The following is a 13,434-nucleotide window of genomic DNA, read 5'->3' as shown; positions in this document are numbered from 1 at the left end:
CTAGTCGTGTTTTGTTAGAAGTCTAATATTATCGAAAGGATAGAAAAAATGTCACAACTTTTTGAACCAAACAGAGCGTTGAGTAAACAAGCACGTATTAAAAATATGTGTGAGTATAAAGAGCTTTGTATTCAAGCCGATGAAGATTTTGAAGGGTACTGGGATAAATTAGCCCGTGAGAAAATTGAGTGGTTTAAGCCTTATGATAGGGTACTCAATGAAGATAATGCTCCATTTTATAAATGGTTTGAAGGTGGAAAACTCAATGTTACCCACCAATGTTTAGGGCGTCATCTTAACTCACGTAAAAACAAAGCGGCTATTATCTGGGAGGGTGAAGATGGGACTCGACGCATCATCACGTATCTTCAACTTTTTTATCGTGTGAATCGTTTGGCAAACTTGTTACGCAATAAGTTTGGAATTCAAAAAGGCGACCGTGTTGTCCTTTACATGCCGATGATTCCTGAAGCGGCGTTTGCGATGTTGGCGTGTGCTAAGATTGGAGCGATTCACTCGGTTGTTTTTGGTGGATTTTCTGCTGATGCGCTAAGAGATAGAATTCAAGATGCACAAGCAAAATTGGTCATTACCGCCGATGGTGCGTTTCGTCGTGGTAAGCCTTACATGTTAAAACCCGTTGTCGATGAGGCACTTCGTGAGGGGTGTGAGTGCTGTGAAAAGGTTTTGATTGTTCAACGTAATTTTGAAGACATTGAATATGTTCGTGGTCGAGACTATGTTTACAATGAGATTGTCATGCAAGAGTCAAAGTATTGTGAGCCTGAATGGATGGATGCGGAAGACCCTCTTTTTTTACTTTATACTTCAGGCAGTACAGGAAAACCCAAAGGAGTACAACACTCAAGTGCGGGGTACATTCTTTGGGCGCAATACACGATGGAGCATGTTTTTGATGTGAAAGAAAATGATACGTTCTGGTGTACGGCAGACGTGGGTTGGATTACGGGGCATACGTATATCGTCTATGGACCTTTGGCAATGGGTGCGACGACCATTATGTACGAGGGTGTTCCAACCTTCCCAGACGTGGGTCGTTGGTGGAGTATGATTGACGAGCATAGGGTCAATCAGTTTTATACCGCACCCACAGCGATTCGTTTGTTGCATAAAGAGGGAGCGGATGCACCTAGTAAGTATGATTTAAGCTCTTTAAAGGTCTTAGGAACGGTGGGTGAGCCGATTAACCCTGATGCGTGGATGTGGTACTATGAGCAAATCGGTGGAGGGAAATGTCCTATCGTTGATACATGGTGGCAAACGGAGACAGGTGGTCATATGATTACGCCATTGCCTGGTGCGACACCGATTAAACCAGGCTCTGCAACTTTCCCACTTCCTGGTATTAAAGCGGAGATTATTGATGAAAATGGCAATCCAACGCCAAAAGGTGAAAAAGGATTCTTGTGTATCACAAAGCCTTGGCCATCCATGATTCGCAATATCTGGGGCGATAGTGACCGATTTGTGAAGTCTTATTTTGGAGACTGTAAAAAAGATGGCAAGCCTGTTTATTTCTCAGGCGATGGGGCGATGTACGATGATGATGGGTACATTGTCATTACAGGTCGAACGGATGATGTCATTAACGTTTCAGGTCATAGAATTGGAACGGCTGAGATTGAAGCGGTACTAGGTCATCATGAGAACGTGGCGGAGGTTGCGGTTGTTGGACGACCTGATCCGATTAAAGGTGAGGGTATTTTTGCTTATATTGTTATCAAAGGGACAGATAGCATTAGTGAAGAGGTCTATATGATTCAAGAGCTCAATAAGCTCATCGTAAAAGAGATTGGAAATATCGCTAAACTGGATGCGATTCGTTTCGTTCCAGGGCTTCCAAAAACGAGAAGCGGAAAGATTATGCGTCGTATTTTACGCTCCATCGCCAAGAAAGAGCCTATTACGCAGGATATTTCAACCTTAGAAGATCCAAGCATTGTGGAGAAAATCCAAAACCTCGTTCAGTTTTAACTTCTTAATGCGGTTACATGTAAAATGTAACCGCTCTTCTTTCTTAGGAGAGATAAAAATAGTTGCGCTCTTTTTTTATTTCGATAGGAAAAATCCCATAGTATGCTTTAAAGGCTTTACTAAAGTGACTGAGGCTTTTGTAGCCTACATGTAAAGCTGCTTCTTGCACACTAATGTCATTATGTTCGAGGAGATTTTTTGCTTCTTTTAGGCGATGGGCATGAAGCATGCCATATACCGTTGTTCCAAAGAGTGCTTTAAAGCCTTTTTTGAGTTTAAATTCATTGAGTGCAATGTGGTGGGCTAAGTCTTTGAGTGAGGGAGGATTGGTAAGATTGCTGAGCAAAATCTGTTTGGCTTTGTGCAAGGCTTTGGTATCTTGAGATGAGAATTCTTCGTTTACATGTAAAGGTAGTTTGTGAAAGGTTTGGTACACAAGTTCAAGCAGTTTAGATTCTAAAAAAAGCTCTTGCAGTTTGCCTTGAAAAATATGTTGGTGTGCAATTTGATTTAAAAGGATAGATTGTGTGTGAAGCATGGATCCATAATCTTGAATATGAAGCAGATTTTTAGAAGAAGAGAGTGGGTTTAGGGTGCGTGTTTCATGGGCTAAGGTTTGGTAAAGTTCGTGGGAAATAATCACAGAGTGGCTTGAGTAGTATCTGTTTTTTTCATAAATACCAAGAGAGCGAAGACCCTCGTGAATCGTCCCTTGCATTGTACTTTTAGCGTTCATACAAAATTCTAGATTATCGCTGAGTGATTTAAAATGAAGATGTTCACCTGCGTTAAAATAAAGAAAGGAGAGTTCTTCCATTTCCCACGAATGCAAATGTACCTCTTCATAAAAGAGTCCCTCAAAGGCACCGTACGCTATGCCATTGCCTGTATTGAAATATTTAAGATTTACCCTACCATACTCTTTTAATACAGGAGTCTCTCCTATGCTTCGCGATGCTTTAACAGAAAAAAGCTCAGGTACCATTTCGAGTAAATTATGGTTTGTAAGCGTAATGGACATTGCGTATGCCTTTCGTACAGTGCATTTTAAATATTGATAGTAACTATCAAATTAACTTTTAGAATAACGCACATTCAATTTTAAAAAGCTTAAGCTAGCGTTTCATTATTTTAGCTCTATACTGTTATCTTAAAATAATTAGTAAAAAATCCGTTTCGGGCACAAAAAAATCCCTCTAGCGTTAAAAAAATATTGATAATGGTTTTTAATATGGAGTACTATTGCCTTTTTAAAATGCGTATTATTTTGAGGAGGAGTGTGTGAATAAAAAGGTTTTGGTATTTGCCATGATTTCAGTCGTTACCAGTGGGTTTCTTTATGGCATGGATGAAACGTATAGCCTTGAGAGTGTCACGGTGAATGCGAACAAGATAGAGGAAAATATCCAAGACGTTCCCCAAAGCATCACGGTCATTGATGAGGAAGTTTTGCATGAAAAAGGGATAAAAACTGTAACAGATGCGATGAGAGAAGTGCCTAATATGAATGTCAGTAGTACTGCCAATGGTGCTACGATTTCATTTAGAGGACTCAATACTTCTATGTTTACCAATAACAATCCTGTGGTGATTTATGTCGATGGTGTGCCTTATTATGACCGTTATGACTTTGATCCTTCTTTGGCAGATGTAGCGCAAATTGAGGTGTTACGAGGACCTCAGGGAACCCTTTATGGTAAAGATGCGGTGGGTGCGGTTGTGAATATCATCACCAAAAAACCAAGCAATGAATGGCATGGAAATGTGGGGGCTGAGTATGGCAATTACAATGCCTTGAATACCACATTTAATACCAGTGGTCCCTTGATAGAAGATAAGCTTTATGCAGGAATAAATGGCTCTTTTAAGAAAGATGATGGCTGGATTACCAACGATTATCCAGGGATGGATTCGGATGCCAATCAAAAGCGTGATAGAAAAAACAGTGGCTTTTTACTCTTCAAACCCACCGAGCGTTTTTCTGGAAAAGTAACCCTTAGCGATAACTACACCAAGCATTATTTTATGAATGGTTTTGTAACAGACTCCACAGGAATCCTCTTGGGACTCGATAGAGACGATGGTAATCACATTAGTTCTGATATGCCAACGGTTGAGAGAACGGCAGTCAAAGCGCAAAGTCTCAATCTTGCTTATGAATTTGATGCCTTTAAAGTTGAATCCACGACTACCCATAAAACACTAGATTTAGAAGGTGATTTTGATGCGGACTTTCAAGCCAATAATAGCTCTGATGGGTTAAAACAGTTCAATTACACCGAGATTGAAACATGGACAGAAGAGCTTAAATTCTCAGGTCAAAATGATGCTTTTAAATGGGTAAGTGGTGTGTATGGGGACAAAGAAAAACGAGAACAAGGACCGTATGGAGCACAAGTCATGTCAGGTGGTGCGGTATACGATGCCAATGCGGATTCTACGACCGATAGCCAAACACAAGCATTGTTTGGACAAGTGATGATTCCTTTTTGGGAGAAGTTTGAATTAACCCTAGGTGGACGTTATCAGCGCATTAAAAAAGAGATTGATTTAGTGACCACACAAACATGGGGTGGTATGGCATTTCCTGATTATACTTTTGAGGGTGAAAAAACATGGAATGCTTTTATCCCTAAAATAGCACTCTCTTATAAAGTCAATGATGCGCTCAGTACCTATGCTTCCATTGCCAAAGGATATATGCCTGGTGGTTTTAACTATTTTGCAACGAGCGGTGGCATGGAAGAAAATAGCTTTGATCCTCAAACTTCCATTAACTACGAAGTAGGGGCGAAATACGTGGGGGAAAATTATCTGCTTAACGCCTCTGTCTTTCGTATGAACATTGAAGATATTCATATCTATAAAATCGCTGGCGGTGGTATGGTCTGGCTCACTGATAATGCAAAAAAAGCGCATTCTCAGGGCATTGAGTTAGAGGGAAAATACTTTCTAAACCAAAATATCGAACTCTCAGGCGCACTAGGGTTGATTGAAGCCAAGTACGATGATTACGATGCGGGGAGTAGAACCTATGATGGAGAGCGCATTGAAAATACACCTCGCTACACTGCTAATTTAGGGATTGCGTATGTGGCGACTGCTGGATGGTATGGACGCGTGGATGTGAATGCGATTGGCTCAACAAGCTATTACGATGGTGCCAATAGCCAGATGATTCGCTCCGATGGTGTGATTACCTCCAATGCAAAGCTGGGGTATAAATATAAAGCGTGGGATATTTACAGCTTTATTACCAATATTACCGATGAGTCATACATCTCAAGTTACCAATCCAAAACAGGCTTAGCCATGGTTGGATTTAATGATCCTAGACGCTATGGGGTTGGCTTTCGTTATACATTTTAAAGGATAGATAAATGCAAGAAGAAAAAAGGGGCTTATGGGCAATAATGGCTCCTGTGAAAAAAGAGATACAAATGGCCATTCTCCTCTCTGTTTTAGGAGGAACACTTCTTGTGGTAGATATGGCGCTTTTGGCGTATGTGATGCACATACCTTTGCGTGAGAGTGTGGTGTTTTTGGGTTTACATGTAAGCTTCCTAGGAGCCTTTGCTCTCTTAGGAATTATTGCCATAGGCTCCTTTTGGTTTTCTAAATACGCTTTTTTGGTTTCGCATCATGGCGCCTTTAAGCTTGAAGAGATTTTACGCAAAAGGCTGATTGAGCATTTGGCACACATTCCTCTAGGGCATATTATTAGTACGGGTTCGGGAGCACTTAAAAAAGTACTCTTAGATGATGTCAAAAACCTGCATGCCTTTGTGGCGGATAGCACTCCGATGATTGGGAAAAGCATCGCTACACCAATGGCTTCTTTGATTGCGCTGGTGTGGATTGACTGGCGTTTGGCGTTGGCAAGTAGTGTTGTTTTAGTCTTAGGTGGGGTCATTATGGGTGTTGTCATGCAAGACTCGGTAGAACATCGTAAAAATTATGATGCTTCGCAAGAGCAGATCAATCGTGCCGTCATTGAGTTTGTGCAAGCCATGGGTGTGGTGCGGACGTTTGATGATGGAAGCAGTTCGTTTAAACGTTACGCCGAGGCGCTTTTGAGTTACAAAGAGTGCCTTAAAGCGTGGATCAATGAGACGGCGGTGAGCGCAAAAATCGGTATGATGATCTTAAGTCCGATGCCGACCCTGCTTGTGGTTGGTGGCGTGGGAAGCTATTTTATTGCCCATCAGTCGCTCTCTTTTGCGCCGTTTATTGCAGCACTTCTCATCAGCACGGGGATGGCGGATGCCATGATGCCGCTGATGTGGATGAGCAATTTTATTAAAAAATCGCAAGCCTCCGCCAACCGCATTCAAGAGATTATGGCGATTACGTCTCTGTCTTATCCTGCACAAACGCTTATCCCCAATGATGCAAGTGTGGTATTTGAAAATGTCAGTTTTGCTTATGAGGGGCATACACAGGTCTTGCATAACGTCAGTTTTCAAGCTCCCTCAGGCAGTGTGACCGCTCTCATTGGACCCTCAGGGGCTGGGAAAAGTACGGTGGCTAAACTGATTCCTCGTTTTTGGGATGTGAATGAGGGACGCATTTTAGTGGGTGGTGTTGATGTGCGAAGCATCGACGCTTGGGTCTTAATGGAGCATATCTCTTTTGTCTTTCAAGATACGTTTTTATTTTATGACACCCTAAAAGCCAATATTAAAATGGCAAATCCCAATGCCAGTGATGATGCGGTGATAGAAGCAGCGAAAGCGGCGCAAATTCATGATTTTATTATGAGTTTACCACAGGGATATGAGACCTTAGCAGGCGATAGAGGGACAAGGTTATCGGGTGGGCAAAAGCAACGCCTGACCATTGCACGTGCCATTTTACGCAACGCACCTATTGTTATTTTGGATGAAGCAACTGCCTTTGCTGATCCTGAAAATGAAGAGGAGATCGTCAAAGCACTTGCCAATCTGACCAAAGATAAGACGGTGATTATCATCGCACATCGTCTCAGCACGATTAAAGATGTCGATCAGATTATTGTGTTTGATAAAGGGCGCATTAAAGAGTGCGGAAAACACGAAACACTTTTAGCCCAAAAAGGACTTTATGCAATGCTTTGGGAGAACTACGAACAAGCGCAACATTGGGATTTGCGTACGACAAGGGAGAGTGCATGAGCCAGAATGAACATTCTTACGCACCGTTACGAAAGGTTTTTGCCCTCTCTGTGGAATTGGCAGGGGAATATGCGAGTGGGTACAAACGCAGTTTAGCGCTTTTTACAGGAGCATTCATCGCACAAGGGATTGCTTTTTGCCTCTTTTACCCCCTACTAAAAGCGGTATTTGCGCCGACATTTATCCTTGGCGATGTGCTTTTTTGGTTTGCTTGGATGGCTTTTTTTAGCCTACTCTTTTGTGTTTTAAAGTGGAAGGGGCATGATTTTGACTATTCGGGCTACATCGCAGAAGTCACACACGATTTGCGTACGAAGCTAGGAAGTGCGCTTCGAAATATGCCTCAAGAAGAGCTGAGTCGGTATAAAACAGGTGAATTAAACGCCATTTTTTCGAGCAATGTCGATGAGTCGGTCATTCATATGGGCGTGGTTGCTTCTTTGTTTTTGCAAATTACTGTTGTGCCACTGGTGGTCTTGGTGGTGAGTTTTTTTATTGAGTGGCGACTTGCTTTGGTGATGCTCTGCTTTATCCCAATGGTGCTACCACTTTATGTGTGGAAGCGCCGTGCAAGCATTGCTGAAAAAAGTGAGTTTAACGAAGCCAATGCACAACTAGAAGCAGGCTTTATCGAGTACGTTCAAGGACTTCCTATTCTTCGCGCACTCAATCAAACAGGCAAAAATGCTCAAAATCTAAGACAGGCAATCTTACATGTAAAGCGTGTTCAAGCCCAAGGTATTGAGGCTTCAACCCTGCCACTGCTTTTTATGGGTGTTTTAATTGAGGTGACCCTTTTAGTGCTTTTAGGTGTGGGGAGCTACTTGGTTGATGAGAACCTTTTAGCCCTTCCCACCTTAGCGGCAATGCTCGTTATCGTGTCACGTTTAAGTGAACCTTTGTCGCTTTTTTTAGGGGTCATTCCGATGTTTGATTTGATGGACAGTGCCTTTTTACACATCAAATCCATTTTAAAGACCAAACCTTTAGAACGCAAAGAACCACATGAAATACCTCAATCCTTTGATGTGGATGTTGCCACGGTTGATTTTAGCTATTGTGGTGAGCGTGATAAAGCTCTTCATAGTGTCAGTTTAAGCTTTAAAGAGCGTACGCTAAGTGCCATTGTGGGAACCTCAGGTTCTGGTAAAACGACACTGATAAAGCTTTTGATGCGTTATGCTGACCCTCAAAAAGGGGTGATCCGTATAGGGGGAGCGGATATTCGTTCGATGGAAAATGATGTGTTAATGAAGCATTTTTCCGTAGTGTTTCAAGACGTGTATCTCTTTGATGACACCATTTTAAACAACATTCGCATGGGACGAGCCGATGCGAGTGATGAAGCGGTAGAAGAGGCGGCCAGAGCGGCGTTTTGCCATGAGTTTATCGCACGCTTACCGCAGGGGTATCAGACTCGCATCGGTGACATCGGCGGAAGCCTAAGTGGTGGGGAGAGGCAACGCATCAGCATTGCACGGGCGATTTTGAAAAATGCGCCGATTGTCATTTTAGATGAGCCGACCGCAGCTCTTGATACGCAGAGTGAAGTGGCGGTGCAAAAGGCGATTGATACGCTGGTGCGTGATAAAACGGTTATTGTCATTGCTCATCGTCTCTCTACCATTAGCGGTGCGGATAGCATTTTTGTGTTTCATGAAGGGCATTTGGTAGAAGAGGGAACGCATGAAAGCTTAGTGGCTAAAAAAGGTAAATACCATGCGATGTGGAGTGCGCAACAACGCATTAAAGCGTGGAATGTTGCCGTATGAAAAACGCAAAAATCTCATTGCAATACACAGCATTACTTCTGAATCTTTATATCTCTCAGTATTTAGGTTTAGGCTTTTTTATGGAAGCTTTGGTGGCTATTTTACGCAAGAGTGGGATTCCTTTGGAGCAGTTGGGGCTGATTTATACTCTAGGGCTTTTTATGATATTTCGTTTTTTATGGGCGCCCCTCATTGATAAAGTACGCTTTAAACGCTTTGGTCACTACCGTACGTGGCTTTTTATTTGGCAGAGTTTGATGGTGCTCAGTCTTTTACATGTAAGCCGTTTTGATGTCCTCACAGAACTTCAGCCTTTGTTAATTGGGTGCGCCTTTTTTGCTTTTTTTGCGGCGTCGCAAGACATTGCGGTGGATGCACTGGCGTATAAAATTGTTTTAGCCAAAGAGCGAGGTATGGTTAATGCCCTTAAAATCGGTGGTGGACTCATTGGGATGTTTATTGGTGGAGGGTTGGTGTTAATCGTGTATGAGCATTTTGGATGGTTTTACGCCATGTTGATTTTATGCGCAGGCACTGCCACATCGCTTCTGCAACTGCTCTTTTTTAAAGAACCCAATGACATTCACACCATCAAAGCGCATGAGCCTTCGTGGAGGGATTTTTACCGTTTTTGGAGCGGTAAATCAAAACGTCGCTGGTTTCTGCTGTTGTTGGCGTATCCCGTGTGCATCAGTGGTGCGTATGGGCTGATGACGCCTATTTTGGTCGATGCAGGGTGGCGGTTGGATCATATTGGGCTTAATATTAGTATGTTTGGCTCTTTGTTGGGCATTGTGGGAGCTTTTGGTGCGGGATGGTTGATTGAGCGGTTTGGGCGAAGGGTGATTTTGATTTGGACCCCTTTTGCGCAAAGTATCGGTATTTTGTTTTTGTTATTGCCCGCTTTGGGGTATGCGCATGTAAGTTTTAGTATGTTAGCGATTGGTTCGGTGATGTTTCTTTACAGCCCTTCAGCTACCGTGCTTTCAACGCTGATGATGGATCATGTGGAACACTCACCCGCTCTAGAATATGCGATGCAACACTGTGTTTTTAGTTTTTCAGGGATTCTCTCCGCAGGGGTTGCTATGAGTTTAGCGGGAACGTTTGGGTATGTCAACGTCATTATGGCGATTTCATTGATGGCAATAGCGACGACTCTTTTTGCATGGTATGCCAGCGGTGAAGTGGTACTTAAAAAAGAAGAGATAAGAGAGCTAGAGTGTGCAGGATAAGAGGGGAAAGAAGGAAAAAACGATGAAAGAGATGAAAACTTTAATGGTGGTGAATGTGTTGTGTGTGGCAGCGATGATGGCATTTTTAGCCGTTGTTGGGCCGATTATTCGAGCGCTTAAAATGGAAGAGTGGCATGCAGGTCTCACGGTGGCTCTTGCAGGGCTGATTTGGGTAGTGATGGCACGGTATTGGGGAAAAAAAAGTGATAGGGTAGGGCGAAAGCCTATTTTAGTGTTAGGTGTTTTAGGGGTAGGAGTTTCGTACTTGCTCTTAGCCCTTTTTGTTGATTATGCCCTTTTAAATGTTCCAAGCCTGCTTCTCTCTTTAGTGATGCTTGTCTGTATAAGAGGCTTAATCGGTCTTTTTTATGCGGCAATTCCTGCGGTTTCAAGTGCTCTCATTGCCGATAAAGTGGATGCACATCATCGCACAGGGTATATGGCAAAACTAGGCGCATCCAATGGTATTGGTATGATTTTAGGACCAGCGTTGGGAGGATTCTTAGCGGTGTATGGCTTACACGTTCCTCTGTATACCTTTGCGATTTTACCTATGATTGCGGCATGGTTGGTTTATAAGACGATTCCTAAAACACCTAAACATCACGTTGAAGAGATGCCTCATCCAAAATGGAGCGATGTGAGGTTACGTTTACCCATGATTGCGGCATTTTTAACGATGTACAGTGTGATTACCTCTCAGGTCTGCTTAGGATTTTTTATTTTGGATACTTTAGCTTTGGATGCGAATGAAACAGCCAAGGTAACAGGCATTATTTTATCGTTGTTAGGGATATGTTTTATCGTGGCGCAAGTGTTTGTCTCTAAAGTCAAAGGGTGTACCCCTCATACGTGGTTGCGTTTGGGTGGAAGCATTGCAGCGCTTGGTTATGTCATGATTTCATTAAGCCATACGGTGATTCCTCTTGGGCTTGGATTTTGTGTTGCTACCTTTGGAATGGGATTTATTTTTCCTGCCTTTCAAGCCCTTGCGGCTAACAATGTCAGCGAGCTAGAACAAGGTGCTGCTGCTGGAACGGTCTCGTCAGCACAAGGGATGGGTATGATTGTAGGACCGATGGTAAGTACGCTTTTGTATAAAATTGACCCCATTATTCCTTTTGTTTTTGCTGCCATTGCTTTTGCTTTTTTGGTTTTGTTTGCATTAAAAAAGTCACAATTTGAAAGAGAACTTTCTTTGGGTTAAAAGAGAGAAGAGGTATCAAAAAAAGCATTTTAGGGCTATTGAAACGCTGTATTGTTTTTGATAAATATTATTGATTTCATACAAAATTAAGCTCAAAAAGCCTAACATTCTGATAATGGTTATTACAACAATAGAGGAAAAATGGAAAATATAAAGTTAGCGGTAGATTATGGGGCACTGGGAATTTTACTTGTGATGAGCATTTTGGTGGTGGGGTATAGCCTTGAGCGGTATCTCTTTTTTAAGTCTTTACATGTAAAAGAGTATGCAACCAAAAGTAGTCTTGAGCGGGATGTTTCCAAAAACCTGACCATCATCTCTTTAATGGGTTCAAACGCTCCTTATGTTGGGCTTTTAGGAACGGTTGGGGGCATTATGGTGGTGTTTTATGACATCGGTATGAGCGGTGGAGCTTTGGATACTTCAAAGGTGATTGTAGGACTTGCTTTAGCGTTAAAAGTCACCGCTGCTGGGCTTTTGGTGGCGATTCCTTCGACGATGATTTACGGTGGATTTATGCGAAAGGTCGATGTGGCTGTGAGTGAGTGGGAAGATGAAGTCATTAAAGCGGGTTGAGGGGATTAATGTCGTTCCTTTAATCGACATTATGCTGGTTTTACTCACGATTGTTTTAACGGTTTCTTCGTTTATTGCTCTAGGAAAAATCGAAATCTCTTTGCCTCAAGCGACCAATTTTAGCAAGGTTGAACCTAAGTTTTATGAGATTGGCATTGATGCGGAGCATCAGTTTTTTGTGAATGGCGAATTAACGCCAAAAGAGGAGTTACATGTAAAGTTTGAAAGCCTCACCAAAGAAGATTCTGTGGCGGTGAGTGCGGATAAGTTGGCTGCTTATGAGGATTTTATCTATGTGATTGATCTACTTAAAGCCAAAGAAATTGAAAAAATTGGAATGGTTGTAAATAAAAATGAATAAAACAACGCATAAAAAAGTGGATTCTAAGGTGCTTTTTGGCGAGGAGAGAATTGTTAAAATTGTTCATAATGGTGTGGAGTATGTGCTTCGCATCACCAAAGAAGATAAACTGATTTTGACGAAGTAAAAAGGGGTTGTTATGGCAAATGCAATGTATCGTGTAGCACAAAGGAATGCGGAGGGAAAAGCGCTCTTGCTCTCTTTTGTACTGCATGCGAGTGTTATAGGATTTTATCTTTTATTTATGTACCAAAAACCTTCGTATATCATGCCTAGCAAAGCGATTGTCTTGGAGATTTCAAACATTGAGCGTGTGGCTCCCAAACCGCCTCTTCCTACACCGCTTCAGCCAGAGCCTGTGGCACAGCCAGAAGTGGTAAAGCCTATGGAGACTGTCAAACCTATCGAGCCTATGAAGCCGATTGAAAAAGTGAAGCCAAAACCAAAACCTATGCTCAAACCAAAACCCATCGCAGAGCCAAAAGCGTTTCAAGAAAAAGCAGTCGAAGAAACGACGCCACCACCAATACCCTCCCTTGCGAGTGAACCTGTCGCAACAGCACCTTCACTGGCAACAACGCCTATGACACCCAGCTCAACCAATAGTGCAGAGCCATATGAGCGAACGGATTTTGAGGTTATTAGAGATAAGGTACTTTCTCGCTTAGTCTATCCTAGTGTGGCACGCCGTATGGGATGGAATGGCATCGTACAGGTGGAGTTGGTCATTGATACCAGTGGTAAGTTGCTCTCTGCTCTCATCCATAAAAGTTCCAATCGAACGGTTTTAGATGAAGCGGCTTTAAGTGCTGCTTTAAAACTGCAAGGGCAACAACTCCCGAAACCTAAAAGCCTCAGTACGATTATCTTACCCATAGCGTTTAAACTTCGATAATACCATAAGGGGTGACCCTTATGGCACTTTGTGATTATTACTTCGTTAAGGTTGAATACCTATAATTCTCTTAATAGAGTTCTTGCAGAACTCTTAACACGCCTTTAAAGCAAAGTTCTAAAGGCTACGTTAACACTGGGTTTTCTTTGGCCAAAAGCCCACGCACCCTTGGTGCTTTTCCTTCTTGCAAAATGAGTTTTGCAAGAAGTCTAATATGAAACATAAAAGTTATAAGGAATA

Annotated in this window: 11 protein-coding genes; 10 read left to right on the top strand and 1 reads right to left on the bottom strand. The window is 42.4% G+C overall.

The features are described from left to right. Positions 1 to 48: 48 nt before the first annotated feature. Positions 49 to 1,995, top strand: coding sequence for an acetate--CoA ligase (gene acs, locus SDEL_RS07940; protein ID WP_012857342.1), 1,947 nt, complete (start codon positions 49 to 51; stop codon positions 1,993 to 1,995). 43 nt (positions 1,996 to 2,038) lie between these two features. On the opposite strand, the gene SDEL_RS07935 is transcribed toward acs, so the two are convergent. Then, positions 2,039 to 3,016 carry a helix-turn-helix transcriptional regulator gene (locus tag SDEL_RS07935; RefSeq protein ID WP_012857341.1) on the bottom strand — a complete coding sequence of 326 codons (978 nt, stop codon included), beginning with the start codon at positions 3,014 to 3,016 and terminating at the stop codon, positions 2,039 to 2,041. 260 nt (positions 3,017 to 3,276) lie between these two features. On the opposite strand from SDEL_RS07935, the gene SDEL_RS07930 reads away from it, so the two are divergent. The 9 genes from SDEL_RS07930 to SDEL_RS07890 all read left to right on the top strand — a co-directional run bounded on the left by SDEL_RS07930 (position 3,277) and on the right by SDEL_RS07890 (position 13,194). Further along, a complete protein-coding gene (locus SDEL_RS07930) occupies positions 3,277 to 5,364 on the top strand; it encodes a TonB-dependent receptor (protein WP_012857340.1) in 2,088 nt (695 codons plus the stop codon). Positions 5,365 to 5,375: 11 nt separating this feature from the next. Continuing rightward, on the top strand, positions 5,376 to 7,148 hold the full coding sequence (locus SDEL_RS07925) for an ABC transporter ATP-binding protein (protein WP_012857339.1): 1,773 nt from the start codon (positions 5,376 to 5,378) through the stop codon (positions 7,146 to 7,148). Next, on the top strand, positions 7,145 to 8,920 hold the full coding sequence (locus SDEL_RS07920) for an ABC transporter ATP-binding protein (RefSeq protein WP_012857338.1): 1,776 nt from the start codon (positions 7,145 to 7,147) through the stop codon (positions 8,918 to 8,920). Before SDEL_RS07925 ends, SDEL_RS07920 begins: the two co-directional genes overlap by 4 nt. After that, positions 8,917 to 10,155, top strand: coding sequence for an MFS transporter (locus SDEL_RS07915; protein WP_012857337.1), 1,239 nt, complete (start codon positions 8,917 to 8,919; stop codon positions 10,153 to 10,155). Before SDEL_RS07920 ends, SDEL_RS07915 begins: the two co-directional genes overlap by 4 nt. Positions 10,156 to 10,177: 22 nt before the next feature. Next, positions 10,178 to 11,362: an MFS transporter gene (locus SDEL_RS07910; RefSeq protein WP_012857336.1), complete on the top strand. Its 1,185-nt coding sequence runs from the start codon at positions 10,178 to 10,180 to the stop codon at positions 11,360 to 11,362. Between the two features lie 141 nt (positions 11,363 to 11,503). Further along, a complete protein-coding gene (exbB, locus tag SDEL_RS07905) occupies positions 11,504 to 11,938 on the top strand; it encodes a TonB-system energizer ExbB (protein ID WP_012857335.1) in 435 nt (144 codons plus the stop codon). Then, positions 11,916 to 12,299 carry a biopolymer transporter ExbD gene (locus SDEL_RS07900; RefSeq protein WP_012857334.1) on the top strand — a complete coding sequence of 128 codons (384 nt, stop codon included), beginning with the start codon at positions 11,916 to 11,918 and terminating at the stop codon, positions 12,297 to 12,299. The genes exbB and SDEL_RS07900 overlap by 23 nt, the downstream gene beginning before the upstream one ends. Beyond that, on the top strand, positions 12,292 to 12,426 hold the full coding sequence (gene hemP / locus SDEL_RS07895) for a hemin uptake protein HemP (RefSeq protein WP_012857333.1): 135 nt from the start codon (positions 12,292 to 12,294) through the stop codon (positions 12,424 to 12,426). Before SDEL_RS07900 ends, hemP begins: the two co-directional genes overlap by 8 nt. 12 nt (positions 12,427 to 12,438) lie before the next feature. Continuing rightward, entirely contained in the window at positions 12,439 to 13,194 is a 756-nt protein-coding gene (locus tag SDEL_RS07890) for an energy transducer TonB (protein WP_012857332.1), read from the top strand. The last annotated feature ends 240 nt before the right edge of the window (positions 13,195 to 13,434 follow it).

The sequence above is a fragment of the Sulfurospirillum deleyianum DSM 6946 genome (assembly GCF_000024885.1).
Lineage (GTDB): Bacteria > Campylobacterota > Campylobacteria > Campylobacterales > Sulfurospirillaceae > Sulfurospirillum > Sulfurospirillum deleyianum.
Note: the sequence above shows the minus strand (reverse complement) of the source record. Positions and strands in the feature narration are given on the sequence as shown.

Bases quoted from the DNA above. Each gene is read 5' to 3' on its own strand.
- acs (WP_012857342.1), top strand. From the start codon at position 49: ATGTCACAACTTTTTGAACCAAACAGAGCGTTGAGTAAACAAGCACGT.
- SDEL_RS07935 (WP_012857341.1), bottom strand. From the start codon at position 3,016: ATGTCCATTACGCTTACAAACCATAATTTACTCGAAATGGTACCTGAG.
- SDEL_RS07925 (WP_012857339.1), top strand. From the start codon at position 5,376: ATGCAAGAAGAAAAAAGGGGCTTATGGGCAATAATGGCTCCTGTGAAA.
- SDEL_RS07920 (WP_012857338.1), top strand. From the start codon at position 7,145: ATGAGCCAGAATGAACATTCTTACGCACCGTTACGAAAGGTTTTTGCC.
- SDEL_RS07915 (WP_012857337.1), top strand. From the start codon at position 8,917: ATGAAAAACGCAAAAATCTCATTGCAATACACAGCATTACTTCTGAAT.
- SDEL_RS07910 (WP_012857336.1), top strand. From the start codon at position 10,178: ATGAAAGAGATGAAAACTTTAATGGTGGTGAATGTGTTGTGTGTGGCA.
- exbB (WP_012857335.1), top strand. From the start codon at position 11,504: ATGGAAAATATAAAGTTAGCGGTAGATTATGGGGCACTGGGAATTTTA.
- SDEL_RS07900 (WP_012857334.1), top strand. From the start codon at position 11,916: ATGAAGTCATTAAAGCGGGTTGAGGGGATTAATGTCGTTCCTTTAATC.
- hemP (WP_012857333.1), top strand. From the start codon at position 12,292: ATGAATAAAACAACGCATAAAAAAGTGGATTCTAAGGTGCTTTTTGGC.
- SDEL_RS07890 (WP_012857332.1), top strand. From the start codon at position 12,439: ATGGCAAATGCAATGTATCGTGTAGCACAAAGGAATGCGGAGGGAAAA.